We start from the raw sequence: 25,986 nt of genomic DNA on the forward strand, positions 1-25,986 counted from the left end.
CCGGGCAGTCACGGGAGGAGGTGCTGTGCCGGCCCTGCGCGGCGGGCGACCCTGCTCCTCCTGAAGTGCAGTCATTCGTCCCATACCCCGGCCGAGCCCGCGTCCGCATGATGGCCGGGGGAACCGGACGATCACGAGGAAACCGATGGGCACTCAATTCCGGCTGGTGGCACGCGCGTGGGATCGCCTCACGGCAGGCGATCCCGGGCTCGTACGCACGACCACCGCGCTCAGAGCCGTCGCGGGCATCGCGCTCACCCTGGCCGTGTTGTCCTTCACCGACCTGCCTGCCGCGTTGCTCGTCGCGGGCTGCTTCGCCCCCTTCACCGTCGCGCTGGCCGCCGGTGACAGCCCCGCGCGGGATCAGGTGTTCATGGTCGTCGCGGCCGTTCCGCTGGTGTCCGCCGTCCTGCTCGCGGGTGGCGCGCTCGCGCCGTTCCCCGTGGCGGCCGAGGCCGTCTTCATCCTGTTGATCTTCTGGGCGGTGTACGTCCGCCGGTACGGGCCACGGGGGCAGGCGCTCGGGATCTTCGCCTTCATGGCGTACTTCCTGACCCAGTTCCTCGACGCGCGGCTGAGCCACTTGCCCGGCTTGTACGCCGCCGTGGGCGTCGGCTTCGCCGCCGACGCGCTGGTGGGCTTCAGCCTGCTGCGGACGACCCCCGCAAGGACACTGCGGCGGCTGCGGCGTGCCTTTGACTTTCACCTGGAGGACGTCGTGTGCGGGGCGATCGAGGTGGTAAATGCGGGACGGGACGACACCCGCCTGACACGGTCACTGGAACGCCGGGTCGCCAGCCTGCACCGGAGCGCGCTGGAGATCGCCGATCTCCTCGATCGGGGAGGAACCGCCGATCCGGTGCGGCAGGGGATCGTGAGGGCCGAAGTGGCCGCGCAGCGGCTGGCGGTGCTGGCCGTCCGCTCCGTTCCGGCTTGCACAGGGCCGACGCGCGACCGAGCCCCTACTGCGCTCCTGGACGTCCACCACGCGATCGGCGAACTGATGCGTGCCGTGGACGGGCTCCGATCGATCGCCGACGCCCCTTCGTACCGCGGCCCTCGTACGAATGGCGCGGCCCGCCGGCTGAGACGCGTCGCGACGCGGCAGGCCGCCCAGGCCACCGCGGCGGCGGCCATCGCCGTCGTGAGCGGCGAGTTGTCGTCCTCCGAACGCTGGTACTGGGCCGTGCTCACCGCGTGGGTCGTCTTCGTCAACACCGAGAGCTCCGGGCAGGTCCTGGTCCAGGGCTTCCATCGCGTGCTCGGCACCGTGCTGGGCGTGGCGTGCGGGCTGTCGATCGCCGCTGTGGCCGGTGCTGACGTGCCTCTGGCCCTCGGCGTGTCGCTGTTCTGCGTCTTCGGCGTCTTCCACACCCCGCCGAACGCGTACTGGGCGGTGACCTTCTTCATCACCTGCATGATCGCCATGGCGTTCGTCCTGCTCGGCACGTTCTCGGCCGAGCTGCTCGCGCTGCGCATCTGGGAGACCGCGCTCGGAGCGCTGTGTGGGGTGCTGGCGGGGGCGCTCGTGCTGCCCACGACCGTGCGCCGGGCCGGTGGCGAGCGGCTGCTTGAGGTGCTGCGTGCCCTTCGGCGTACACGTGTTCTGGAAGGGGGCACGTTGTTCGACGCCCGTGAGCTGGATCGGGCTCTGGAGGAGCTGCGCGGCGCCCTTCGCCCGCTGACCCACCCGCTGAACCCGCGTCGCGCCCGCCGGGCCCACGCCCGCCACCTGCTCGCCCTGCTGGAGTCGTGCGCCTACCACGTGCGCAGCCTCGCCGCCGTAACCGCCGCAGCTCAGGTGGACGAGGCAGGGTGCGAGGTCCGCGCCGTCGAGCGCATCCGGGCCAGCCTGGACCGGGCGATCCGCCTCATGGAGGCTGGTGCGTGGCCCGCGATCCCCTGCCACGACGGCCGCCGCACGCTGGCGCGGCTGGCCGCCGACTGCCGGTGGGGCGGCGATCGTACGTCCCGCGAGCTCTATCACGTGGACCGCCTGGACGAGGCGACGGCCGAGCTGGCACAAGCCTTCGACGGCGGCCGCGTCCCCTGCGTCGTGTCCTAGTCGGGCGGGCCGCCGTCCACGGCCGCCGCCTCCACCACGTCGCGAAGCTGGGAGCGGGCGGTGACGCCCAGCTTGGGGAAGGTGCGGTAGAGGTGGGAGCCGACGGTGCGCGGTGACAGAAAGAGCCGTTCGCCGATCTCGCGGTTGGTCAGCCCGCGGGCGGCGAGCCGGACGATCTGCTGCTGTTGCGGAGAAAGACCGGCGAAGGCTCCGGGGTCGGCCGGGTCGACGTCCAGACCGGCGGCCCGCAGTTCCGCCTGCGCGCGTTCGCTCCACGGCCGCGCCCCGAGCCGGCGGAAGGTGTCGTACGCCGCGGTGAGGAACGGCCGGGCCTCGGCGATCCGGCGACGGCGGCGCAGCCATTCCCCGTACTTCAGCCGCGTCTGCGCACGCTCGAAGGGCCAGCGTTCCAGCGCGGGATCGGCCAGGGCCGCCAGGAATCCGGGCTCGGCGTGCTCGGGTTCGGCGAGCAGCGCGCGGCTGCGGTGCACCAGGCTCTGTAGGCGGGGCGAGCCGCCGCGGGCGAGGGTACAGGCCGAGCGCTCGACGATCTCGATCGCCTCGGTGTGATGGCCGCTGCGCGCGGCCGACTCCGCCAGCTCCGGCAGGGCCGGGTAGGAGGCGTGGTAGTGGACGGGGTCGCCGTTGGTGTCGAAGACCATCCGCGCGTGCTCGTAGGCGGCCTCGTAGTCGCCTTCGGCCGTGGCGGCGGCGGTCAGGGCGCGGTGCGCGTACATGGCGACCGATCGGCTCTCCAGTGGGTCCACCAAGTGCAGCGCCTCGTCGGCGAGCGCGCGGGCGCCCGCCGCGTCGCCCTGGGACGCCACGACCATGGCCTCGATGGCGTGCGCGCACGCGACGGCATGGTCGAGTCCGGCCGCGGCCGGAAGTGCGCGGAGGTCGGCGCAGACCGCACGGGCCCGATCCCAGCGGCCATACTCGAAGTAGGCCAGCGCGACAACGCCACCGAGCCCGTCGGGGAGCGGCCCCGCGGTGCGCCACGACTCGGCGGCCTCGTCGAACGTCCGGACCGCCAGCGGGGTCTCGTCCAGCACCCAGGCCGCGATGGCCAGCGCGGTCAACCGTTCGGGACGACCACCCGCACCGGCACCGCCGCCAACCCCTCCGCGATCACCCGCTCCAAAGCGCCCCCCGGCCGCGTCGATCATGTCGGGCAGGCGGGGCGCCAGCTCACGTCCGCCCAACGGGTCCGACACGATCCGTGCCCAGTCCCGCAGCGGGCCGGTGGGCAAGAGCGGCAGGAGCCCGTCGATCTCCCGCCGCTGGGACTCCTCGCCCGAGTAGAAGCGCAGCACTGCGGCGGCGGCGAGCGCGTCGAGCGCGATGGCCGGGTGGGTGGCCGCCAGGTCGCCGGCGATCGCGGCCAGGCCGCCGAAGATGGCGGTGTGCTGCCTGGTCAGCGCGGACAGCCGCCCGACGTGCAGTGAGGCGGCGGCGAGCACGGCGGGGTCGTCGGTACGGGCGCGGACCCGGCCGGCCAGCTCCTCCACCCAGGACAGGTCTCCGGTGAAGACGGCCAGGCCGGCGGCTTCCACCAGCAGCCGAGCGCTGTCGTCGCGCCTGGGACACAGCTCCGCCGCGCGGACCAGCGCCTTGGCCGCCGCCGCGTGGCCGCCTCGCCTGCGAGCCCTGTCGGCCGTCTGCTCCAGGGCGGCCGACACCTTCGCCTCGGGGTGGAGGGTGGCGGCGGCGAGATGCCAGGCACGGCGGTCCGGCTCGTCACGCAGGGCGTCGGCCAGCGTGCGGTGGGCCTCCATGCGGGCGTCGAACGGCGCGGAGTGGTAGATCGCGGAGCGGACCAGCGGGTGGCGGAACCGTACATGACGGCCTGCCCGGCGGATCAGCCCGGACTCTTGGACGGCGGGCCAGGCTTTGTCGTCGGCGTCGGGCAGCAGCGCCAGCACGGTGTCGGGGGGATCCTCCACGTCGGCGGCGGCGAGGAGCAGCAGGGCCCGCCGGCCGGCTTCCGGCAGCTTCGCCAGCCGGGCGGCGTAGATGGCTGCCAGTCGCTCACCGACCGGCAGCGGGCCGTGGTCGTCGGGGCTGAGCGATGCGTGTTCGGCCAGTTCGAGCAGGACCAGGGGGTTTCCCGCGGCCTGGTCGAGCACGCGTTCCCTGATCCTGCCCGTCAGACCCGGCGCGCGCAGGCTGAGCAGCCGCCGGGACGCCGTGTGGTCGAGCGGGGGCAGCACGAGCATCGGGAACGCCTGGCCGAAGCCCGGCCCCCGACCGATGCTCGGCCTGCCGTCGCGTACGCCGACCGGCGGTGCGCCCGGGTCGTCGTCGCGTACGGCGGCCAGCAGAGTGATGGGGTCGTCGTCCAGCCGACGGGCGGCGAAGGCGAGGACGTCGGCGGAGGCGGAGTCGATCCACTGGGCGTCGTCGAGCACGACCACGAGCGGCGCCCGTTCGGCCACCTGGGACAGCACGGTCAGCACGGCGACCCCCGTCAGCAGGGGATCATGGGTGTCGGGCTCAAACCCGAAGGCGCCGAGCAGCGCCCGGCGCTGTCGGTCCGGTAGGTGGGCCGCCTCGTCCAGCACCGGACGAAGAAGCTGGTGCAGGCCCGCGAAGGCCAGGTCCCTCTCGGACTCGCGACCGCTCGCCCGCAGCACCCGGCGGCCTGCCTCCTCGGCGCGGCGGGCCGCGTACTCCAGCAGCGTGCTCTTGCCCAGTCCCGCGGCTCCCGACAGGAGCAGGACCCGGCCGCCATCGGACGCGTCCGCCACCAGAGCGGAGAGCCGCTCGACCTCGGCGTCCCGCCCGACGATCGCGTCACGTTCCGCGGTGGCGCGTGAGCCCGGCACCCGCCCGTCCACAGGCCCTCCAGAAATCTCATCGAGCAGGACCGCAGCGTCGTCGCAGGTCCGTGCCCACTTTCTGCCACGGTAGCAAGCGCGTGGCCCGCAGCGGATGCAGTCACCTGACGCATACCGCCGGCCACGGGCGGCGGCGCACGATAGACGGGCGGCGGATCTCACTGCATTCATCACCACTCGTCTGTTCAAGGAATACTCATGCCTGCCAATCAGATCACCCTTGGTGATGTCACGATCACCCGGGTCTGGGAATACTACGGGCCCGTCGAGATGACGCCCGAGACGTTCTTCCCGGAAAGCTCGCCGCGTACGTGGCAGGAGCACTCGTTCTGGCTGGAGCCGCACTTCGTGGACCCCGAGACACGGATCGTCAACTCCGCGATCCAGACCTGGCTACTCCGCAGCGAGGGAAGGAACATCCTCATCGACACCGGGGTCGGCAACCACAAGGAGCGGCCCTACTCACCGGTCTGGACCCGCCTCGACACCGATTTCCTGGACAACCTGGCCGGCGCCGGCGTACGGCCCGAGGACGTGGACATCGTGGTGAACACCCACCTCCACGTGGACCACGTCGGCTGGAACACCTACCTGGACGGCCGTACCTGGGTGCCGACCTTCCCCAACGCCACGTACCTCATCTCCAAGCCCGACTTCGACTTCTGGAACCCGGCGAACGAGCACAAGCCACTGCTCGGGCGGGGCAATCAGAACGTGTTCGAGGACAGCGTGGCCCCCATCCACGAGGCGGGGCTGACGACGCTGTGGGAGGACTCGTACACGATCGACTCCAACCTGCGCCTGACCCTCGCGCCGGGGCACACGCCGGGATCCTCGGTGGTCACCCTCGAATCGGGTACGGACCGCGCGGTGTTCGTCGGCGACATGCTGCACAGCCCCGTGCAATTCGTGGAGCCGGACACCAACAGTTGCTTCTGCGAGGACCCGGCCGGAGCGCGCGCCACCCGCCGCAAGGTACTCGGCTGGGCCGCCGACCGGGGCGCCCTGGTCGTCCCCGCGCACCTGGGCGGGCAGGGAGCCGCCGAAGTGGTCCGCGAAGGGGGCAGGTTCGCCATCAAAGGCTGGGCTCCGTTCGCCTCGTACTCCGAGACCTCGAAGGACGCCCGATGAACCACCACGCCGCAGACACCGTCGTCACCGCGCAAGGCACCGTGCGCGGCCTGCGGCGCGACGGGACGACCGTGTTCCTGAACATCCCGTACGCCGCTCCGCCGACGGGCGCCGCCCGATTCGCCGCCCCACGCCCGCACGCCCCATGGCACGGCGTGCGGGACGCCACCGAGCCAGGGCCGACCGCGCCGCAGGCCGAACGCCGGCTCGGCAGCGTCGACATGACCCCGTACTTCGGGCCAGGCTGGATCCCCGGCGAGGACTTCCTGACCGTCAACGTATGGACATCGGGTGCCCCCTGGGAGCGGCTGCCCGTGATGGTGTTCGTGCACGGCGGCGGGTTCGTGGCGGGATCCACGCGGTCGGAGGTCTACGACGGGGCCGCCTTCGCCCGCGACGGGGTCGTGCTCGTGACGCTCAACTACCGGCTGGGCATCACGGGCTTCCTCGACCTGCCCGGTGCGCCTGCCAACCGGGGCATGCTCGACGTGATCGCCGCCCTACGGTGGGTACGGAAGAACATCGCCGCGTTCGGCGGCGACCCCGCCCGCGTCACGCTGTTCGGCCAGTCCGCGGGCGCCACAATCGTCGGCGCCGTGCTGGCCGCGCCCGAGGCTGAGGGACTGTTCCGGCGCGCGATCGTGCAGAGCGGCAGCGGCCTAGGCGCCTTCACACCCGAACAGGCCGCCCGCGTGACCCGCGCCGCGACCCGCGCTCTGGGGGTCGAGCCGCACGCCGACGCCTTCTCCTGCATCCCCGACGAGCAGCTGGTCGAGGTCATGTCCGAGCTGTCGGGCATCGACCTGAGAACCGAGACCCACACGGACCCGCTCATCGGGCTCAGCCCGCTCAGCGTTGTGCTCGACCGGCAGCCGGCCGATGCCGTCGCCGCGGGCCGCGGCGTGGGCGTGGACCTGCTGGTGGGCACCAACACGGAGGAGGGCAACCTTTACCTGGCGCCGTTCGGGAATCTGTCCACCTCGACGGCGGCGGACGTGGACGCCGCCGCGGCCCGCTCGCACCCGCAGCCCTCCCGCCTCGTCGAGACCTACCGCAAGGCGAGGCCGCAGGCGTCGTCGGGCGAACTGCGCTCGGCCATCCTGGGCGACGCGCTGTTCGGCGTGGGAAGCCGGCGCCTGGCCGACGCGCATGCGGGGAGGGCCGCCGCCACCTACCGCTACTCGTTCGCGTGGCGCTCCAACGCGCTGGGCGGCGAGCTGGGCGCCGCCCACGCCGTGGAGCTGCCGTTCGTCTTCGACGTCACCGGCCTGCCCCGGCTGCGCGGCTCCCAAGCCCTGCTCGGGCCGGACGAGCCGCCGTTGGACCTGGCCGCCCGGATGCACGCGGCCTGGGTGGCCTTCGCCGCGACCGGCAACCCCGGCTGGGACCACTACGACACCGGTCGCCGTGCCACCATGCGCATCGACGGCGAGTGGAGCGTGGCGGACGACCCGCACGGCGAGGAGCTCCACGCGTGGCCCTGACCGTTTCTCCCCTCTGCCACCCGAGGTTTTCATCATGAGCAGCAGAGCCATCGTCAGCACGGAACACGCACCCCGCCTCGACGCTCCCCTCTCTCAGGGAGTGCGCAGGGGCCCTTTCGTCCAGGTGTCGGGCCAGCTTCCCCTACGATCCCGCCACCGGCTGCCGAGACCGGCACCGATTCCTACCGACTGGCCCAATCCCGCGCTCAGCAGGCGCTTCCGCCTGACCACAGGGGGGCCAGAGGTCAAGCCAAGCGGCCCTAGCGACCAAGGATCGCCAAGGGCCTCGTCCGGGCGGCAGGTCCTGGAGTCGTTTCTGGCGCCGTGCGCCGGGCTCACGTGGAAGGGGAAGTTGACCTGCCGTTTCCCCGCAGTGTTGCGGTGAACATCTCGCCGTGTAGTGCCTGGCTGACAACCTCGATAGATTGAGCCAGGCGAACCAGGCGTGGCCCTTCCTCACGGTAGACAGCCAGCACCGCCTCGACGGCATCTGGTGTAAGGCGGCTCAGGTCGACGGCGGCATGTCGATAAGCGCTGGCTCCCTCGACAGCCGCATTGACGTAAGCGAACCTCGGTCGGCCACTCCGGCGGGAGATACATATCACCACCGTATTCACGCTCGGCCTACTGCTCGATGGGGCGGCGCGAGGCGTCGGCCTGGCCAGCTGGCAGCACGGGGGGACGTCCTCGGTGAACTGCTCAACAGCCCCGTAGTCGACGTTGGGCAGGAAGTGGACGCGCTCCAACGGGAGCCAGTCCTCACGGGGAACCAGCCCTCCCCGCGACCCGGGGGTGATCTCTGTCCAGGACAGCAGCGCTTCTTCGCGCCCGTCGGCGAGAGTGCGTCTCTTGAGCAGGTAGCCGGCACCGTCGGGCGGGAGCTTGACTTCTGGTGCGTCGGACATCCTCTTCAGGACGTAGCGGGTCGACGTCCTTCCTCGAGCTCCGTGACGATGTCGCCGTTCTGGTTCTCCAGTTTCCGGTTGATCTCCCGGCCGACTGCGGCCGGGCCAGATCGCTTCCGGTCAGAGCCACGCCATGCTCGCGGCTGATCATCCCTGCGGACACGTCCAGCTCGGAGAGCTTGAAGGTCTTGGTGTCGGAGGAGTACTGGCCGGGGTCGATCTCCTGAACGTCGGCCGGCGGGGTCGGCGAGCGCCGTGGCGGAACCTCCGGGGCGAGGAAGGGAGGAGTGCTAATACTCCAGCCGCACTTATCGATCTTTGGATCGTCGTCGCCAGTGTGACCAACGCAGGATGTGGTCTTCGTTGATGGGCGGCCGGGTCAGCAGGGCGAAGAGACGGCGGATCTCGTTGGCAGAGATCGTGATGAGTTGGCCGACGCCCATGCCGGTCGGGGAGGCCGGTTCAGGGTCGAGCGCGGTGGTGCGGGTGACGGTCAGAAAGGCCAAAGCGAGCATGGCCAGGGTGATGTAGCGGTACCAAGCGGGATAGAGCCGGACCTGGTAGTGGTCGAAGGCGGCCTCATTCTTGCCGGTTTGGAAGCATTCCTCGATCGTCCAGCGGGCTCCTGCCACTCGGACCAAGCGTTGTAACGGAACGGGGCGCGAGGTGTGACACAGGTAGAAGGCCAGGTCGGAGGGGTTGCTGAGCGAGCGGCGGATCATCAGGTGATGCGTGGGGCTGTCGGTGGCGATCAGGGCCAAGTCGTAGCGCCGTTCGCCCTTGGCGCCTTGGCCGCAGGACAGGCGCTGCCATCCGGTCTTGGGTACCTTGCCGGCCATGACGTCGGCGCGGACCTTGCCGGCGCCCGTGGTGATCTGGTGGGAGCGGGAGACTGCGAGCACGTAGCTGATCTGGTGGTCTTCCAGGGAGCGGCGTAACGGTCCGTTGTCGCCGTATGCCTCATCGGCGGTCACCCAGCCGAACGGGACGCCGGCGGCGATCGCTCGTTCGATCATGGCCTGCAGGAGCTGAGGCTTGGTGGCGAAGCCGACGTGCTCGGGAATCTGGGCGGCCGCGCAGCGCTCCGGTGAGGCGATCCACGAATCTCGGGGCAGGTAGAGTTCCCGGTCCAGCAGGGCCCGGCCATGGTTGGAGGCGTAGCCGAGGAACACCCCGATCTGGCAGTTGGCGATCTTGCCGAGGGTGCCGGTGTATTGCCGTTGCACTCCGGCCGAGCAGCCGCCCTGCTTGGCGAAGCCGGTGTCATCACCGACCAGGACCCCGTCGGCCTCGCCCAGGTGCTCGATGAGATAGGCACGGATGTCATCGCGCACGCCGTCGACATCCCATTTGGCGGCGTTGAACAGCCGTTGCATCCCATCGGGTGTGGTCTCGCCGGCGTACTCGGCCAGTGACCAGCCGTTCTTACGCTCCAGCCCGGACAGCATCCCCTCGATGCAAGCGCGGGCCCGCTGGCGAACTTCGGGGCGTCTGAATCGTCCGGCCACCAGCGCAAACGCGGCATCCAGCCCTACCCGCAGACGAGCCGCGCTGAGATGTTCTACTCTGGCCAACGCGGCCACCGCATGATCTTCAGATCCATCACACCTGAATGATCACAGCGGTGGCCGTTCCACCTTCACCCGGCTACAAGCATGCTCAGGCATAGACATGCGTGCACGTCTATGCACCAGCATGACCTGCCTGACTCTCAGCCTCATATCCCCAAGTGCGGCTGGAGTACTAATCGGCGCACGTGGCGCCTCCAGGTAAGGAGGGGGCGCGATTAATTCATGTGTTCGCGCAGGTCGGAGGCCACATGATGTGTTTATGGAGAATTTGTGGCAATGGTGTGGAGGCTTCGAGAATAATGTCTTGGCAGCGTCTTGGCGGTATGACGTAAAGCGTATTCGGTTTATTCACCGGTGCGGGAAGGCGGGAAAATGAACGACGCCGCACCCGCGGACCGGCTGGTCCGGCTCGTGAGGGTCATCGCTTGGGCCAGTGCCAGGCGGGCTCGTCCAAGGGTTCCTGCCCGACGATGCGCGTCTGGCCGAACTCCTTGGTCAGCTCGATGGCGTTCGCGCCCGCGTCGCGAAGCGCCGCCATCAACGCGGCGGCGTGCGTGACGACCAGCACCTGGGCGTGCGCCGACGCGGTGACGACCAGGTCGGCGAGCGGAGCGAGAAGATCCGGGTGGAGACTGGTCTCCGGCTCGTTGAGCACCAACAGCGCCGGAGGACGCGGGGTCAGCAGCGCCGCGGTCCACAGCAGGTAGCGCAGGGTGCCGTCGGACAGCTCCGCGCCGGTCAGTGGCCGGAGCAGCCCATGCTGGTGAAAGGCGAGCTCGAACCACCCGTTCTGCGCGCGGACCTCGATCCGGCTGCCCGGGAACGCGTGGTCGATCGCCTTGTCCAGGGCGTCGCGATCCCCGATCTCCCGAATGGTCTGCAACGCCGCCGCGAGGTCTGCGCCGTCATGCCCCAGGACGGGCGTGCGCGTGCCGACCTGCACCGTCCGCGCGGGCGCGTGGGCGTCGGCACGCACATGGTCGTAGAAGCGCCACGAGCGGATCAGCTCGCGCAAGGTGAGCAGGTCCGGCGCGCGGTAGGGGTCGGCCAGCTCGCTGAGCATGCTGTCGAACGGTCCCAACGCATACGGCATCGGCTGCCAGGCGCCGTCGGCGTCCCGTACGCGGGCGACCGCGTTGCTGCGGTCCGCCAGCAGCGTCGAGGAGCGCAGCAACGGGCCGCCCCAAACCGCCTCGTGCTTGATCTCGGGATCGAGCGCGAAGGCCGAGCTGGAGGGTGTGGGCAGGCCGAGGTCCATGGCGTAGCCGTACTCGTCGCCGGAGAAGCCGAGCCGCAGGCTGACCGGCCCTTTCCGCCGCGTCCCCTGGACCGGGTGACGTCCTTCCCGTACGGCCCGGCCCAGGTGCTCCGGCCCGGCCCACAGCGTGGACGGCAGACCGCCTTCCCTGGCCAGCGCGGCCACCGCGCCGTTCCGCGCGGAGTCGGCCAGCAACCGCAGCGCGCGGTAGAGGTTGGACTTTCCGCTGCCGTTGGCGCCGATCACCACGTTGAGCCGGTGCAACGGGAGGACGAGATGACGCAACGACCGGTAGTTCTCGACTGCGAGCGTGGTGAGCATGAACCTGCTTAATGCCGTGCGGCCAATACGCGCATGACGATACCCGGCCATGGACGGTGACCCGCTGCCCTTGGGCCGAACGGTCGCGCATATGCCATGACGGCTTCATCGCCGTCCTGGGCGTCAACTCTCAAATGTCCTCACGGGGTACCGGTTCCCCGGCCGTGCGCCCCTGGGCCTCGGCCTTGGCGTGCGCGGACGGCACCCCAGCCGGCCAGTGCGATCACCGCGAGCGCCGCGGACGTGGACGACACCTCTATGGTGAACACCGTCGCCAGTAGCGGGGACATTCCCAGGACCGCGCGTGCCACCGCCGGCCGCACCTCACCGGTCACAACCATGGTCAGCACCAGCATGCGCTTGCGGCCGAGCCGGTCGCCGAAGTGGCCGAACACCACGCCTCCAACCGGCCTGGCCAGGTAGCCGGTGACGAACGTGCCCAGGCTGGCCACCCTCGGCGATGAACTCCTCGGTGACCTTGGTGTCGGCGCGGGCGTTGATGCGGTACACGGTGGTGATCAGCAAGTCCACGCCGCTGACTTCACTTGCCCATGATCTCTCGTGGCGCCGGCCAATTCGGCTGCAAAACTGGCCAACTCAAGTGCTCAGTCACAGAGGAGATCTCAGTGGAAATCGACTTGCGCCTCAAGCGGCTTGAGGTACCACAGTGGCCCCCATGAACGACCACCCGCTGTACCCCATCGGAGACGCCGCGCGCCGCAGCGGCCTGAGCGTGAGCGCCGTCCGCTTCTACGCTGACTCCGGGCTCATCGAGCCCACGGGCCTGAACGAGGCCGGCCACCGGATGTACGACATCCACGCCATCGCCCAGCTGGAACTCGTCCGCACCCTGCGCGAGCTGGACACCGACCTGGACGAGATCCGCCGCCTGCTCGAAGGCGGCACGACCCTGCACGACCTGCTCACCACGCACCTGGAGATCGTCGAGCGTCAGGAGCGCACCCTGCGGGCCAGGCGGGCGGTACTCCGGACCCTGATCAAACAGGGCGCCACGACTGCGCAGGCCGACCTGATGCACAAGCTCGTCTCGATGACCGACGAGGAACGCGAACAGACCATCGACGACTTCTGGAACGACATCGGCGAGGACCTGGACGTCCCCGAGGGCTTCGTCGACCGGTTGCGGACGATGCGCCCGGTCCTGCCCGCGGACCCCACGGCCGCCCAGCTCGAGGCGTGGATCGAGCTGGCCGACCTGGTGTCAAGCCCGGCGTTCCGCGACGCGGTCCGCACCTACCTACACGACGCCTACTCCACGCCGGAGACCCGAGTCCTGGCAACCGAGCCGTTCCAGGACTTCATGCACGTGAGTGGGGCCCCGCTCGTAGAGGAGCTCCTTGCCGCGTACCGCGCCGGAGAGTCTCCCCGTTCCCCCTGGGCCCAGCAGGCCGTCACACGCTTCATGGAAGCGGCCACCGCACTGTCCGACACACCGCTCACCCCCGCAGTCCGAAACCGGATGGCCGACCTATACCGGCAGATACCCGACATCATGCGCCAGATCGCCGAAGAGGAAGCCACCTCCGAGAGCCCCGTCTACGACGACACGCACGGCCGGTACCTGTCCCTGGTGGCGCTGATCAACGGGACTGCGACCGAGGAGGACCATGACTCCATGCCCTATGCCTGGATAGCCGACGCCATGCGCGCCGTGCTCTGATCGTGGAGGGACGACATGGACGCCCAGCGCGTGAGCGAGCCCCAACCGCCCATATCGGCTCCAACGAGGCTCACTGCCCTCCAGCAGTCAGCCGCACCTCACCTACACACCGGCGGCCCAGGGAATGCGCTGGACGTCGGAAGCGTCGCTGGTGGTGATGCCCTCCGCGTCGACGCGGAGGCTTCTCGCGCGCATGGCCTTTCTCGTCGACCGGCGTGAGGCCCACCCTGGGATCGGGCCGGCCACCATGAACGCGGTGGCCAGCGCCCACATCGGCCACCCGCGTGAGAGCGGCGCTCCCACCTGGTTCGCGTAGACAAAGTTGAAGAGGACGCACATGATGGCGAGGCCCCACAGGAGCCACCGCGCCAGATCCAGCCCGTCGTGCCGGCAAAACTTCCAGTGGGGCTCCTCACCGGCCCAGGACTCCTCGAACGTCGGCGGCGCGTCTTGGTGGTCGGTGAGTGGAAGGGTCGGCGGGTTGTACTTCGTCGTCGTCTTCCGTTCCTGCTCCGGAGCACGCAGCAGGGTGAGGGCTTCGTGGATGGCGGGCGGTCTGCGGGGCCTTTGGCGAGTAAGGCGAGCAGCAGCGGGGTGAGCCGTGCGGCCCGGCGCGGGAGCGGAGGATGGCCGCCATGGTGACGGGGCGGAGACGCGCCGGAAGGGTGAGATGCCCTCGACGGCCTGGTACAGGGTCGCGCCCAGAGAAACGGTCTCCGTGGCACGAGCGTTCATGTAGGAGATCGTCATGAAGGCTCTTCAGTTCGACCGGTTCGGATCCCCGGACGTGATCGAGCTCCGCGACGACCCGAAGCCGGAGCCGGGACCCGGCCAGATCCGGATCGCCGTGCGGGCGTGCGGCCTGAACCCGGCCGACCGGGCGCTGGTCGATGGCCCTCTAGGCCGACCAGCTGCCGCCGCTACCGCGCGGGCTCGGCCTCGAGGTCGCGGGCACCGTCGATGCGCTCGGTGAGGGCGTCGACGGCGTCGAGGTCGGCGATCGTGTGTTCGGCCCGGCGCCCTTCGACGGCCCGACGGCCGGGGCCGCCGAATATGCGCTGATGGCGGCCTGGGCACGCATTCCCGAAGGCGTCACCGCCGAGCAGGCCGCCGCTGCCGATGGCGGCCGAGACGGCTTGGCGTGCGCTCGACATGATCGCCGGTTGCGTGCTGATCTCGGCCCCGGCACTGGTGAGGTCGCCTATTCAACAGCAGCGCCTGGGCGTATCGGACGGTGATCATGTTCAGTGCCGCCTCGACGAGGTGTAGGCAAGTTCGTACATCGTCGAGACGGCTTGCCCGGGGTCAGTCACGACCGCGATAGACCCCGGCGCCGGTGACCATCACCACCCGCGGGTTGTCGGCCGCCTGCAACAGCGGCAGGAACGCGTGCGTGACCCGGACCGGCCCGTACACATTGGTGTCGTAGACGGCGTGGATGTCCTTGGCCGTCGCGTCCGCCGGGTTGACACCGCCGCCCGGCGTGCCGGCGTTGTTGATCAGCACGTCCATCCGGTCGGTGTGCTCCCGGACTAGCCGCACAGCCCCGGCCGCCGACTCCTCCGAGGCCACGTCCAATGGGCCGCGCGATCTGCTTCCAACCGCGAGCACTCGATCAGCTCGATCGCCAAGCTGCTGGGCGTATCGGTGGGCACGCTCTGCAACCACATCCCCGATCTGCGCGAACTACGCGCCGGAAGCAGCGCCCACGAGCGCGATTCCGCCATCCACAGCGGGTGACTGCCTCTTTCCGACGTACTTGGTCTGGCCCCCTTCAGGCGGCGTGCGCCAAAGTCCAGGCCGTGCTGTCGACCGTCCACAGCGGGTCGGCGGCGATCGCACCCGGGGTGCGGCCGGTGAACGTGAGCACCTCGCGGTGGAGGTGGGATTGGTCGGCATAGCCGATCTCCGCGGCGACCTCGGCGACACTCGCGGTCGTGCCGAGCCGGCGAAGCGCCCGGTCGAACCTGACGATCATCGCCGCCCGTTTCGGTGAGACGCCGATCTGCGACTTGAACCGGCTCCAGAACCGCGTGCGGCTCCAGCCGTACCGGCCGGGCAGGTCGCCGATCGGCACCTGCCCGTGGCCGGCCCTGATGCGCCGCCACGCGTCGGCCACCTCGGGGTCGATGCGGAACGCGGAGCGCCGGTGCCGGGCGAGCGCCTCGCGGACCAGCGCGAACCGGTCGTCCCAGGACCGCGCCTCGATCAGCCGCGCGCGCAGCCGGCCGGCGTCACGCCCCCAGACCTCGGCCAGGTCGAGTGGCGCGCCGTTGAGCTCCGCCGGCGGCACGCCGAGAAGGTCCGGTGCCGCCAGCAGGTCCACCTGCAGTTCGACGCAGTCGACGGCGCGTCCGGCCATCCGGGCGGCCGTCGGGGAGATGCCGGCGACGATGCCGCCCTCGAGGGCGGCGCTTCCGAGGGGTTCGAGGCTGCCCGGGGTGCAGTCGATCACGATCGCGATCGCCGGACCGGGGGGAATGCGCTCCTCGAACGTCCCGCCGGAGCGATCGCGGAAGCCGACCATCGTGACGCCGGGGATCGCGCGGCCCTCGGTGGGGGCCGCCACCTCCCAGGCGCCGTGACGCCGGGGCGTCGGCACGGTGTCCGGTCGCATGCACGTGAGCATATCCGCGTATGGACGACCGGCCACAGGGCCGGCGCCGCCGTGATCCGGTGCGTCGTGTCGCCCATCGTGCGACACCGGCTGGACGGTTGCGCTCCCGACCGACCGGTAGATAGGCTGCAGTGAAACGCCCGACCGACCGGTCGGTAGAGTGCTAGCGAAGGAGCGCCGTGAAGAACACCGAGGTCGTCCACGGGACAGTTGCCACCGGCTTCGAGCCGGTGAGGGACGCGTTTCACCGCAATTTCGCCCAAGGCGCCGAGGTCGGCGCGGGGCTGGCCGTCTACCAGCACGGAGAGCTAGTCGTGGATCTTTGGGGAGGCTGCGCCGACCCGGGATCCCGGCGGCCGTGGGAGCGCGACACGATCGCGGCCCTGGCCTCGACCACCAAGACCTTCGCGGCGGGCGCGTTGCTGCTGCTGGTCGAGCGTGGCCAGGTGGACCTGGACGCCCCGGTGGCGCGCTACTGGCCGGAGTTCGCCCAGAACGGCAAGGGGGAGATCACCGTCAGGGTGCTGCTCAGCCACCGCGCGGGGCTGCCCTCGATGGAGGCCAGGCCCGTCACCTGGGAGGATCTCCGGGACTGGACGCCCATCACCGACACCTTGGCCGCCGCCGCGCCCGAATGGCCGCCCGGCACCGCACACGGCTACCACGGCATCACGATCGGCCACCTGATCGGTGAGATCGTCCGGCGGGTGTCCGGGACGAGCCTGAGCGCGTTCTTCGACCGTGAGATCTCCACGCCGCTCGGCGGCCTCGACTGCTACATCCGCGTGCCCGACGCCGAGTTGCCCCGGATGGCCACCATGGTGGTTCCGGACGCCGAGCAGGTCTCGCTCGGCATGGACGTGCCCGAGCTGGCGGACATGGCCCAAGCCCTGTCCGACCCCACCTCGCTGACCTACCGCGCGATGTTCGGCAGCATCGCCATCGGCTGGGACGCCGCCAACGACCCGAGCACCTATCGGGTGGAGAGCCCGTCCATGGACGGCGTGGCCTCGGCGCCGTCGCTGGCGCGCTACTTCGCCGCGCTGATCGGCGAGGTGGACGGCGTCCGGCTGCTCAGCCCGCGGCTCGTGGACCAGGCACGGCGACCCCATGCCGATGGCATCGACGAGATCCTGCGGGTCCGTACGTCGTGGGGGCTGGGATTCGCACTGCCCGGCGGCCCGATGTGGCCCGCGCCGGAGGAGATCACCGGCCTGTTCGGGCACGGCGGCGCCACCGGCTCGTTCGCCTTCGCCGACCCCGAGCGCGGCCTAGCCTTCGCCTACGTCCCCAACCGCGGCTCCGAGCTGCTCGAAGGCGGCGACTTCCGCGTCCGCAGGCTGATCGAGGCCGTGTACGAAGGGCGGCGCTGACTGCGAGACCGGCCGCCCAGTACGCTGTCCCGGAGTCGCTCCGCAGGAGATCGATCCAGTCGCCGAGGAGGTCCGGCTTTCATGACCACGACGTTCGGCGCGATCGGCAGCGGACGGCGGACACGGTTCTTCCTGCGGTTGGCTGCGGCGATGCCGGACCGGTTCCGGGTCAGCGGCGTCGTGACCCGCAGCGCGGACCGGGGCGACGAGATCACTTCAGAGTGGGGCGTGCCGGCCTTCCGCTCGATCGACGAGCTGCTCCGGCGCGAGCGGCCCGACTACATCGCCGCGGCGGTGCCATGGGCCGCGATGCCGGACGCGATCCGCGAGGTGGCCGGGCGCCGGATGCCGGTGCTCGCCGAGACGCCACCCGCACCCGATCTGGCCGGGCTGCGATCGTTGTGGCGGGACGTCGGCGGCACCGGCCTGGTCCAGGTGGCCGAGCAGTATCTGCTGATGCCCGGCCACGCGGCCCGGCTGGCCCTCGTACGGGAGGGCGTGATCGGGGAGCCCACCTCGGTCCAGGTCTCCTCGACCCACCTGTACCACGCGGTGTCGATGATCCGCGGCCTTCTCGGCATCGGCTTCGACGCCGCCGAGGTGCGCGCGGGCGCGTTCGAGGCGCCGCTCGCCAACCCGCTGGGGCCCGGCGGGTGGACCGGCGACGACACGCCGCGACAGCTGACCACCACCATCGCCACCCTCGACTTCGGCGGCAGGACGGGCCTGTACGACTTCACCGACGACCAGTGGTGGAATCCTCTGCGGATGCGGCGCGTCGTGGTGCGCGGCTCGATGGGCGAGCTGGTCGACGACCGGGTGGTCCGGCTGGTCGACCCCACGACGCCGGTGGAGTCGCGGCTGATCCGCCGGGACACCGGCATCGACCTCAACCTGGAGTTGCGCGACCTCAAGCACATCAGCTTCGACGGACGGGTGGTCTACCGCAACCCGTTCGAGGGCGCGTCCCGGTCCGACGACGACATCGCGGTCGCGGACATCCTCGAACGCACGGGCGCCTGGGCACGCCAGGAGGGCCCGCCACCGTACCCGCTCGCCGAGGCCTGCCAGGACCACCTGATCAGTCTCGCCATCGGGGAGTCGGCGAAGACCGGCGGCCCGGTCACCACCGGAAAGGAGGCTTGGGCGGGGTGACGGATCTCCCGCGGGCGCGACGACGGGCGTCGTCTCAGGATGTCGGCGTGCGGGTCCAGCGCTGGTAGGGCTGGCTGCCGCAGTCGTACAAGACGATGGGGGTGTTGTCCGCGGTGCCGCCGTTGGCGGGCGTGAGGCAACGGCCGCTCTGCGTGCCGACGATCGTGCCGTCAGGCCGTATCGTCCACTGCTGGTTGGTTCCGCCGTTGCACGTCCACAGGATGATCGCGGTTCCGTTCGCGGTGCCCCTGCCGTAGGCGTCGATGCACTTGCCGACGATCTGCAGGGTCGAGCCGGACTGGGTCACGGTCTGGCCGGCGCCGCCGTTGCAGCCTCGCAAAGTGAGCTGGACGCCGTTGGCCGTGCTGCCGTCGGGGTCGTCCAGGCAGGTGCCGGAGGCGGCGTTGGTCAGGCGGAACGTGGCCGGCGGCTGCGAGGTTCCGCCGCCCTTGATGAGGAAGTGGTTGTCCGCGACGTTGTAGTACGTCGCCAGGTAGCTCCCGGCCGGCGGGTTGGTGTGGTAGTAGTCCTCGTGGCCGCAGTCCAGGAGGCGGTCGTGGCTCCGGTCGGGGCAGTTGTAGATCAAGGTGACGTCGGAGGCGTCCTTGTAGCACATGACGTCGTATTCGTCGACGCAATGGGCGTGGCCGGAGGCGTGCGGCGCGTTGTTGTTGACCGCGCCCAGCGTGTGGCCCACCTCGTGGGCGGCCACGGCCGAGTCCCAGCAGCCGCTGTCGACGCGGGCGTATTCCGGGCCGACGTTGGAGCGGTTGGCGTCGCTCTTGGACGTGTCGCCGGCGAAGCCGCCGATGCCGCAGTACACCTGGGCGTCGACGAACTGCAGGTACTTGCGGTCGGTCCTGGTGTAGCCGGCGGCCTGCACGGCGTTGAGCAGCGGCGCCCAGTCGTTGGCGTTCAGTGCCGAGTCGGAGATCTGCACGTCACGGACGACGGGACGGCAGACGCCATTGACGGTTTCGGTGACGAAGCGGATGTGGCGCTCGCCGCCGGTCTCGGCCGCGCTGGCGTTGTAAATGGTGTCGACGCCCTCGGCGAGGGTGCGGAAGGTCTCCAAGTACTGCTGGTAGCGGCTTGTGGAGCCGTGGATGTAGAGCACCTCCACGCGCTTGCCGGTGACGCCGTCGCCCTCGCACACGGGCAGGCCCGCGGCCGCCGCGGTCCGGGAGACGGGCGGGACCGGGCGTTTGACGTCCAGGCCGGGCGGGGGAGCGTCGGGGCCGTGCGTGCAGATCAGCTGGCGGGCGGTCCTGATCTCGTACGTGCCTTCGGGGCAGGTCGCCGCGTGCGCCGTGGTCGCCCCGGAGGGGGCGACCATCGCTAAGACCAGGATCAGGGCAGCCGTGAGCTGGGGGATGCGGACGGACATGCGGTTCCTCTCGGTGGGGCCCATGCGGGCAGGCGTGAGCTACTCACGTCGGTGGTAAGCGCGACTTCCCGGGGAAGTACGCCTACCCGGCCCACCGGCGGTGCCCAGATTGTTGATGATCACAACAAATCTGACAAGGGCCCTTCACAATTTTTCAGAAAATGACGCAGTACGGCCGGCGGGCTCCGGAACCAGGTGCCCGCATCGACGAGCCGGCCGGACCGAGCGGGTGCTCGGTCCGGCCGGTGACCGGGTCGGGGACGTTATGCGCGGCCGTTGGCGGCGCACCACTCTGCCCAGGTGGTGGCGCCCTTGCCGAGCTGCTTGTTGTAGAAGGACGTCCAGGAGTTCTCGCTCGGCCCCGGCGCGGTGGGGGCGGCCGTGAACAGCGGGTGGTTCGCCTCGACCTCGGCCCGCAGCCACGGCTCGATGTCGGAGTAGGAGGCCAGCGACCAGCTGCGGGCGTGGTAGGTGAGCTGGCCGCGCACGTCGGTCTCCGCCAGGCACATGAACGGCGTCCACGGGCTGGTACGCGCCCAGCTGATCTTCGTCTTCATCGCGCCGGGCGGGACGCCGGGCCCGGTGCGGAGCGCCACCTCGCGGTCGTCGACGGAGAAGTCGAACATCTCCTGCGCGGCGTACACGCCGCCCGTCAGGCCGAACCGCTCGCCGAGCGTGGTGCCGAAGTTCGCCCGTACGGGGATGTCGCTGGTCCACACGGTCTCGTCGTGCAGCTGCTGCAGCGGCGGGCCCGTGAAGGAGGAGGTGACGGTGAAGGGGCCGAAGTTCACCGTGTCGTTGTTGATGGGGACGACCGGGTACGTCTTGCCGTCGATCGGGTTCTTCCACTCGCGCACGATGCGCCGCGGATCCGCCGGGTCGGTGTAGAAGACGATCTCCCTGGAGAGCTGGTAGAGCTGGTTCGTGTCGGGGACCCGGTAGAGCCGCCGGATGTTGTAGCCCTCGATGTTGAAGAGTTTCTGGCCGTGCCGCATCGCCGGGTCCAGGCTGTTGCCCTCGATGTTGGCGTACACCGAGCCGGAGATCCGGAACACCATGTCCTTCCCGTCCGGACGCCCGAACGTCTGGAGGGACAGTTTGCCGCTCTTGTCGGTGACCGTCGCGTACACCGGCCCGGGATGCGTGGGGCTGACGGCTCTGTCGTCCGCGGCCGCGTCCGGGATGCCGGTACTGATGAATAAGACAACAGGGACGAGAAGTCCTGTAAGGCCTCGTTTGAGCACTTACGCCCTCCGTGCGGAGAAGGAAGCGAATAGCCCCATATTGTGATCATGTCGGGCGAAGGGTTGTCCAGTCCGCCGATCGGCTGCCCCGGCACGGCCGGAGTGGTGGGGGTTTCGACTCAAGTGACGTATGACTACTATCGGGCACCGATCGCCTACTTTGGCGATTTTCGTCATGGACTCACCGATCGGCGGAGGAGAGTGTCCCGCACGTGGCTAGATTGGGCAGGGCCGGGCGACGACGGACGAGGACCATGGATGACGGTGACGGGCCGACGAGGGCGGCCGACGGCGGACCGCGGCGTCTGACCGGTTCTCGCCGGCTGCCGTTGCGTACGGTGCTGCTCATCGTCGTGTTCGTGCCGAGCCTGACCTTCACCCCGCTGTTGGCCTCGGGCATGTTCCAGCTGTCCTCGCAGTGGCGGGCGGAGAAGGTCCAGATGGATCTGGCCACCGACACGGTCGGCAGGCCTGCGGCCGAGCTGTTCTTCAGCCTTGACCGGGAGCGGCGGCTCACCGCGGAGGTCCAGGCCGACCCCGGCAGCACCGCCCGCGACGAGCTCGCCGAGCAACGCGCGGACACCGACCGGGCCGTGAGCGCCTTCCGTCCCCTGACAGCCCTCGACGTCACCAAAGGCCAGGAGGGGCTCGGCGACGCCATCGCCCGGACCGAAAACGTTCTCGGCCGCCTCGCCGAGCAGCGCCGCGCGGTCGACACCGGCTCGTCCAGCGCAGAGAAGGCGTTCGCCTACTACAGCGAAGCCCTCGAGTCGGACCTCGGCGTCCTGACCGCCCTCAGCAACACCGACGAGGGCCAGGTGAACAACAAGGCGCAGACGCTGGTCGACCTCTACTGGGTCGTCGACATGATCGGCCGTGAGGACGCCGTCCTGGCTCGCGGCTGGGCGACGGGGCGCCTGACGCGGGACGAGTACGGCCTCGTCGCCGACGCCATCGGGACCAGGAAGCACCTCATGCAGTCCCGCGTGATTCCCAGTCTCACAGGGAACGAGACCCAGTACCGAGAGCTGACGGCCGGCAAGGCGTGGGAGACCATGACCGCTCTGGAAGGGCGGTTGATCGCCTCCGGGAGCAGCACCGGGGGCAACCAGGTGACGCTCCGCGACGACAGCGCGGCGTGGCGCTCCTCGGTGGACGCGGTCACCGCGCAACTGCGGAAACTCCTCGGCCTCCGCTTCGACAACGTCAGCAGGATCGGCTACGACCACGCCGACATGCTCTTCACGGTCTTCATCAGTGTCACCACCGTGGGCCTGCTCGCCTTGGGCCTGGTGTTCTTCACGAGCTGGCGCCTCACCGCCATCCTCCGCCGCCGCATCCTCCACCTGCGCCAGGAGGCCCAGGAACTCCGCGAGCGGCTGCCCAAGGTGGTCGCCCGGCTGGAGCGCGGCGAGGACGTCGACGTGGACGCGGAAGTGCACAGGGTCGAGCCGACCCCCGACGAGCTCGGCGAGCTCGGGCAGGCACTCAACATGGCAAGCCGCAGCGCCGTCCTCACCGCCGTGCGGCAGGCCGAACAGCACCGTGGCTTCCAACGCATGCTCCAGCGCATCGCCCGCCGTACCCAGATCCTCATCGGCCTGCAGCTGAAGAAGCTGGACGAACTGGAGCGCAGGCACGAGGACCCCGAGGTGCTGGAGGGCCTGTTCGACCTGGACCACCTCACCGCCCGGCTGCGCCGCTACGAGGAGAACCTGGTGATCCTCGGCGGCGGGCAGCCGCAGCGCCGCTGGCGCAAGCCGGTGCACCTGCTCGACGTCCTGCGCGCCGCGCAAGGCGAGGTCCAGGACTACCGCCGGATCTCGATCGACGTCGAGGGCGAGCCCTGGATAGCCGAGCGCGCGGTGGGACCGCTGGTCCACGTCCTGGCGGAGCTCATGGAGAACGCCACCACCTTCTCCAAGCCGCAGACCCCCGTCGAGGTACGGGCGGCACCGGTCAGCCGGGGCGTCGCCGTGGAGATCGAGGACCGCGGCCTGGGCATGGAGCCCGAGGAGTACGCCGCCGCGAACGAGCTGTTGAAGTCGCCGCCGCAGCTCGACGTGATGACCCACGCCGACGATGTGCGGCTCGGCCTGTACGTGGTCGCCCGGCTCTCCGCCGCCCTGGGCCTCCAGGTGGAGCTGCGGTCGTCGGTCTTCGGCGGCACCCGTGTCATCGTGCTCATCCCGCAGTCGCTGGTGGTGGAGCGCCCTCGTACGGCACCCGGGCCGGCCGCCCCTCCCGAGGAGGCCCCCCAGGGCGCCACCGGTCCGCGGCCTCACCCGCGGGAGGGCACGGTCGACCCCCGCCCGCCACGCAAGGACGGACAGTTGCCGACCCGCTCCAGGGGACGCGCGATGGCGTCCGTCACCGCATCCGCCGGATCGCCGGATCGGGACGACGCGCCGCCGTCGTCCGACCGCAGGCCGTTGCCCCAGCGGGTGCGCCAGGCCAGCCTGGCCGCCGAGCTAAGGGTCCCGGCGGACGGCGATGAACGAACCGACCAGGAGAGCTGGGCCGTGCGCGACGAGCCCCGCCGATCCGGTGCCATGATCGGCGCGTTCCAGAGGCAGTCTCGCAAGCGCCGGGCCGGTGACGACGCCTCCCAGTCCCGGCCGAGCCGATCCCCTGAGCCCAGTTCCCCTACGACGGAAGAGCGAAGATGACCCAGCGAACCACCGCCACCAACATCGACCTGGACTGGCTCCTGGACGGCCTGGTCGATCAGGTCGCGGGCACTCGGCACGCCATTGTGCTGTCCGACGACGGCCTGGTGATCAGCCGGTCCCGTACCATCGAGCGCTCGGACGCCGAACGCCTGGCCGCGATCGCCACCGGACAGCAGAGCCTGGCTCGCGGGGTCGGGCAGCTCTTCAGCGGCGGGCCGGTCCACCAGGTCATCATCGAGATGGCCGACCTGTGGCTGTTCGTCACGGCCGCGGGCCGGGGCACCCACCTGGCCGTGGTCGCCTCCCAGGAGGTCGACGCCGAACTGATGAGCGTCGCGATGCACACCCTGATCCAGCAGGTCGGGCAGAAGCTGGGAACCGACGCACGTGCCCCCGAGGCCCGTGACGTGGGGGGCCACGGATGAAGCACTGGACGGAGGGGTTCGAGGACGATGACGCCGACGAGCCCCTTGTCCGTCCCTATACGATCACCGGCGGACGAACCGCTCCCGAGCGGGACGACTTGACGCTGATCACCCTGGTGACCGCGGCTTCCGAGGTCTCCTCGGAAGCCGGTCGCGCCCTGAGGAGGATGCAGCCGGAGCACCGCACCATCTTCGCTCTGTGCAAACGGCCCCTGGCGGTGGCCGAAGTCGCCTCCGCGCTGAACCTCCCGGTGTCAGTGACCAAGATCCTCATTGGCGATCTGATCGAGGCCGGTCAGATGCGGGCCAGGCCACCGCTGGCTTTCGCACAGGCAGGCGGCTTTCCCGATATGGCAATTCTTGAGGCGGTGAGGGATGGGCTACGCAAACTCTGACCACGGGAACGCTGCTCCCCTGGCGGTGAAGATCCTTATCGCCGGTGGTTTCGGCGTCGGGAAGACGACCCTCGTCGGCGCGGTGAGCGAAGTCGCCCCACTGCGTACGGAGGAGTATCTGACCCATGCCAGCGTCGGCGTCGACGATCTGGAAGGGGTGGGCGCCAAGTCCACGACCACCGTCGCGCTGGACTTCGGGCGCATCACCATCAACCGCGACATCGTGCTTTACCTGTTCGGCACCCCCGGGCAGGAACGCTTCTGGTTCATGTGGAACGACCTCGTCAACGGAGCGATGGGCGCGGTCGTCCTGGTCGACACGCGCCGGCTCGAGGTGAGCTTCGCGTCGATCGACTTCTTCGAGAGCCGCGGCATCCCCTTCGTCGTCGGCGTCAACTGCTTCCACGGCGTCAAGGACCGGACGCCGGAGGAGATCCGACGGGCGCTCGATCTCGATCCGCAGGTGCCGCTGGCCTTCTGCGACGCCCGCGACCGGACGGCGGGGCGCGATGTGCTGCTGACCCTCATCGACCACCTGATGGCCGCCCGGCCCCGCACCACGGCGCACCCCGTGGCCTGACCTCGGGCGTGCACCTGAAACGATGGAGGACTCCGTGACCCTGCTGGATCTGCGGATCGAATCCGGCACCGCCGTGCTCACGCTGGCCGACCCGGATCGCCGCAACATCCTGTCCGGCGAGCTCGTCGGCGAGATCGTCGAGGCGTTCGACGCGCTGGAGGCCGATCCCGGGGTGCGGGCGGTCGTGCTCACCGGCGCCGGGCCGGCGTTCTGCGCCGGCGCCGACCTGGCGGATCTGCTGGCCGCGTCCGACGGCGACACGTCGGGCGTCGAGCGGGTCTACGAGGGATTCCTGCGGGTCGCCCGGTCCCGGCTGCCGACCGTCGCCGCCGTCAACGGGCCGGCGGTCGGCGCGGGACTGAACCTGGCCCTCGCCTGCGACGTGCGGATCGCCGCCGCGTCGGCCTGGTTCGAGACCCGCTTCCTCAAGCTCGGGCTGCATCCCGGCGGCGGGCACACCTGGATGCTGCACCGCCTGGTCGGGCCGCAGACCGCCGCCGCGATGGTCCTGTTCGGCGAGCGGCTGGACGGCGCCGCCGCCGTCGCCGCCGGGCTGGCCCTGCGGTGCGTCCCCGACGCCGAGCTGCTCGACGCCGCACGCACGCTCGCGGCCGCAGTGGCCGGAGCGGACCCGGAGCTCGTGCGCCGGACCAAACGATCCCTGGGCGCCGCACCCTCCCGCACGCACGAGGAAGCGCTGGCCGCCGAGACGCGGGAGCAGATGTGGTCGCTGACGCTGCCCGGCACGCACGACACCTTGCGCCGGCTGCAGGCCCGCATCAGCCGGACGTAGGCCACACGACCCCGTCCGGGCCGGCCGAGCTGGCCGCCGCCGCCCGCCGCGCCGACGCGCGGGGTGTCCGGCTGGACGTCCTCTCCTTC

At 70.4% G+C, this 25,986-nt stretch carries 21 protein-coding genes; 12 read left to right on the forward strand and 9 right to left on the reverse strand.

Features of this window, described 5'->3' with window-relative positions:
• Positions 1–145 precede the first annotated feature (145 nt).
• Positions 146–2,065, forward strand: coding sequence for an FUSC family protein (locus ID574_RS28650; RefSeq protein ID WP_188192076.1), 1,920 nt, complete (start codon positions 146–148; stop codon positions 2,063–2,065).
• On the opposite strand, the gene ID574_RS28655 is transcribed toward ID574_RS28650, so the two are convergent.
• Positions 2,062–4,905, reverse strand: a complete 2,844-nt coding sequence (locus ID574_RS28655) for a helix-turn-helix transcriptional regulator (protein ID WP_223167168.1) — start codon at positions 4,903–4,905, stop codon at positions 2,062–2,064. The two genes, ID574_RS28650 and ID574_RS28655, sit on opposite strands and share 4 nt — an antisense overlap.
• A gap of 198 nt (positions 4,906–5,103) precedes the next feature.
• Here ID574_RS28655 and ID574_RS28660 point away from each other — a divergent pair, with 198 nt between their 5' ends.
• On the forward strand, positions 5,104–6,036 hold the full coding sequence (locus ID574_RS28660; RefSeq protein ID WP_188192077.1) for an MBL fold metallo-hydrolase: 933 nt from the start codon (positions 5,104–5,106) through the stop codon (positions 6,034–6,036).
• Positions 6,033–7,520, forward strand: a complete 1,488-nt coding sequence (locus tag ID574_RS28665) for a carboxylesterase/lipase family protein (RefSeq protein ID WP_188192078.1) — start codon at positions 6,033–6,035, stop codon at positions 7,518–7,520. The genes ID574_RS28660 and ID574_RS28665 overlap by 4 nt, the downstream gene beginning before the upstream one ends.
• Positions 7,521–8,733: 1,213 nt before the next feature.
• Here ID574_RS28665 and ID574_RS28670 read toward each other — a convergent pair.
• The 3 genes from ID574_RS28670 to ID574_RS62285 all read right to left on the reverse strand — a co-directional run bounded on the left by ID574_RS28670 (position 8,734) and on the right by ID574_RS62285 (position 12,027).
• Entirely contained in the window at positions 8,734–9,999 is a 1,266-nt protein-coding gene (locus tag ID574_RS28670) for an IS701 family transposase (RefSeq protein WP_442939336.1), read from the reverse strand.
• 415 nt (positions 10,000–10,414) lie between these two features.
• Positions 10,415–11,575 (reverse strand): AAA family ATPase, encoded by a 1,161-nt coding sequence (locus tag ID574_RS28675; RefSeq protein WP_188192079.1) that lies wholly within the window; start codon positions 11,573–11,575, stop codon positions 10,415–10,417.
• A 140-nt stretch (positions 11,576–11,715) separates the two neighbouring features.
• A complete protein-coding gene (locus ID574_RS62285) occupies positions 11,716–12,027 on the reverse strand; it encodes a hypothetical protein (protein WP_270094310.1) in 312 nt (103 codons plus the stop codon).
• Positions 12,028–12,251: 224 nt separating this feature from the next.
• Here ID574_RS62285 and ID574_RS28685 point away from each other — a divergent pair, with 224 nt between their 5' ends.
• Positions 12,252–13,256 carry a helix-turn-helix domain-containing protein gene (locus ID574_RS28685; protein WP_188192080.1) on the forward strand — a complete coding sequence of 335 codons (1,005 nt, stop codon included), beginning with the start codon at positions 12,252–12,254 and terminating at the stop codon, positions 13,254–13,256.
• Positions 13,257–13,358: 102 nt separating this feature from the next.
• Here ID574_RS28685 and ID574_RS28690 read toward each other — a convergent pair whose 3' ends face one another.
• Positions 13,359–14,006 carry a protein kinase family protein gene (locus ID574_RS28690; protein WP_188192081.1) on the reverse strand — a complete coding sequence of 216 codons (648 nt, stop codon included), beginning with the start codon at positions 14,004–14,006 and terminating at the stop codon, positions 13,359–13,361.
• A gap of 161 nt (positions 14,007–14,167) precedes the next feature.
• Here ID574_RS28690 and ID574_RS62915 point away from each other — a divergent pair, with 161 nt between their 5' ends.
• A complete protein-coding gene (locus ID574_RS62915; RefSeq protein ID WP_223167211.1) occupies positions 14,168–14,494 on the forward strand; it encodes an alcohol dehydrogenase catalytic domain-containing protein in 327 nt (108 codons plus the stop codon).
• 67 nt (positions 14,495–14,561) lie between these two features.
• Here ID574_RS62915 and ID574_RS28700 read toward each other — a convergent pair whose 3' ends face one another.
• Both ID574_RS28700 and ID574_RS28705 read right to left on the reverse strand, forming a co-directional pair.
• Positions 14,562–14,924, reverse strand: coding sequence for an SDR family NAD(P)-dependent oxidoreductase (locus tag ID574_RS28700; protein WP_223167169.1), 363 nt, complete (start codon positions 14,922–14,924; stop codon positions 14,562–14,564).
• Positions 14,925–15,030: 106 nt separating this feature from the next.
• Entirely contained in the window at positions 15,031–15,873 is an 843-nt protein-coding gene (locus tag ID574_RS28705) for a helix-turn-helix domain-containing protein (RefSeq protein WP_188192082.1), read from the reverse strand.
• Positions 15,874–16,052: 179 nt separating this feature from the next.
• On the opposite strand from ID574_RS28705, the gene ID574_RS28710 reads away from it, so the two are divergent.
• Positions 16,053–17,246 (forward strand): serine hydrolase domain-containing protein, encoded by a 1,194-nt coding sequence (locus tag ID574_RS28710; protein WP_188192083.1) that lies wholly within the window; start codon positions 16,053–16,055, stop codon positions 17,244–17,246.
• An 81-nt stretch (positions 17,247–17,327) separates the two neighbouring features.
• Positions 17,328–18,401, forward strand: coding sequence for a Gfo/Idh/MocA family protein (locus ID574_RS28715; RefSeq protein ID WP_188192084.1), 1,074 nt, complete (start codon positions 17,328–17,330; stop codon positions 18,399–18,401).
• 34 nt (positions 18,402–18,435) lie between these two features.
• Here ID574_RS28715 and ID574_RS28720 read toward each other — a convergent pair whose 3' ends face one another.
• Both ID574_RS28720 and ID574_RS28725 read right to left on the reverse strand, forming a co-directional pair.
• Entirely contained in the window at positions 18,436–19,788 is a 1,353-nt protein-coding gene (locus ID574_RS28720) for an RICIN domain-containing protein (protein ID WP_188192085.1), read from the reverse strand.
• 263 nt (positions 19,789–20,051) lie between these two features.
• Positions 20,052–20,918, reverse strand: coding sequence for a DUF1838 family protein (locus ID574_RS28725; protein WP_223167170.1), 867 nt, complete (start codon positions 20,916–20,918; stop codon positions 20,052–20,054).
• Between the two features lie 368 nt (positions 20,919–21,286).
• Here ID574_RS28725 and ID574_RS28730 point away from each other — a divergent pair, with 368 nt between their 5' ends.
• Genes ID574_RS28730 through ID574_RS28750 form a run of 5 tightly spaced genes read left to right on the forward strand, consistent with a single transcriptional unit; the run spans position 21,287 to position 25,897 of the window.
• On the forward strand, positions 21,287–23,701 hold the full coding sequence (locus tag ID574_RS28730; protein ID WP_188192087.1) for a sensor histidine kinase: 2,415 nt from the start codon (positions 21,287–21,289) through the stop codon (positions 23,699–23,701).
• A complete protein-coding gene (locus tag ID574_RS28735; protein ID WP_188192088.1) occupies positions 23,698–24,129 on the forward strand; it encodes a roadblock/LC7 domain-containing protein in 432 nt (143 codons plus the stop codon). Before ID574_RS28730 ends, ID574_RS28735 begins: the two co-directional genes overlap by 4 nt.
• Positions 24,126–24,524 carry a DUF742 domain-containing protein gene (locus ID574_RS28740; RefSeq protein ID WP_188192089.1) on the forward strand — a complete coding sequence of 133 codons (399 nt, stop codon included), beginning with the start codon at positions 24,126–24,128 and terminating at the stop codon, positions 24,522–24,524. Before ID574_RS28735 ends, ID574_RS28740 begins: the two co-directional genes overlap by 4 nt.
• The gene (locus ID574_RS28745) at positions 24,505–25,104 is read left to right on the forward strand and encodes a GTP-binding protein (RefSeq protein WP_188192090.1); all 600 of its coding nucleotides are present in this window, start codon (positions 24,505–24,507) and stop codon (positions 25,102–25,104) included. Before ID574_RS28740 ends, ID574_RS28745 begins: the two co-directional genes overlap by 20 nt.
• A gap of 34 nt (positions 25,105–25,138) precedes the next feature.
• Positions 25,139–25,897: an enoyl-CoA hydratase gene (locus ID574_RS28750; RefSeq protein WP_223167171.1), complete on the forward strand. Its 759-nt coding sequence runs from the start codon at positions 25,139–25,141 to the stop codon at positions 25,895–25,897.
• Positions 25,898–25,986 lie beyond the last annotated feature (89 nt).

The sequence above is a fragment of the Nonomuraea sp. SYSU D8015 genome (assembly GCF_008065375.1).
GTDB lineage: Bacteria > Actinomycetota > Actinomycetes > Streptosporangiales > Streptosporangiaceae > Nonomuraea.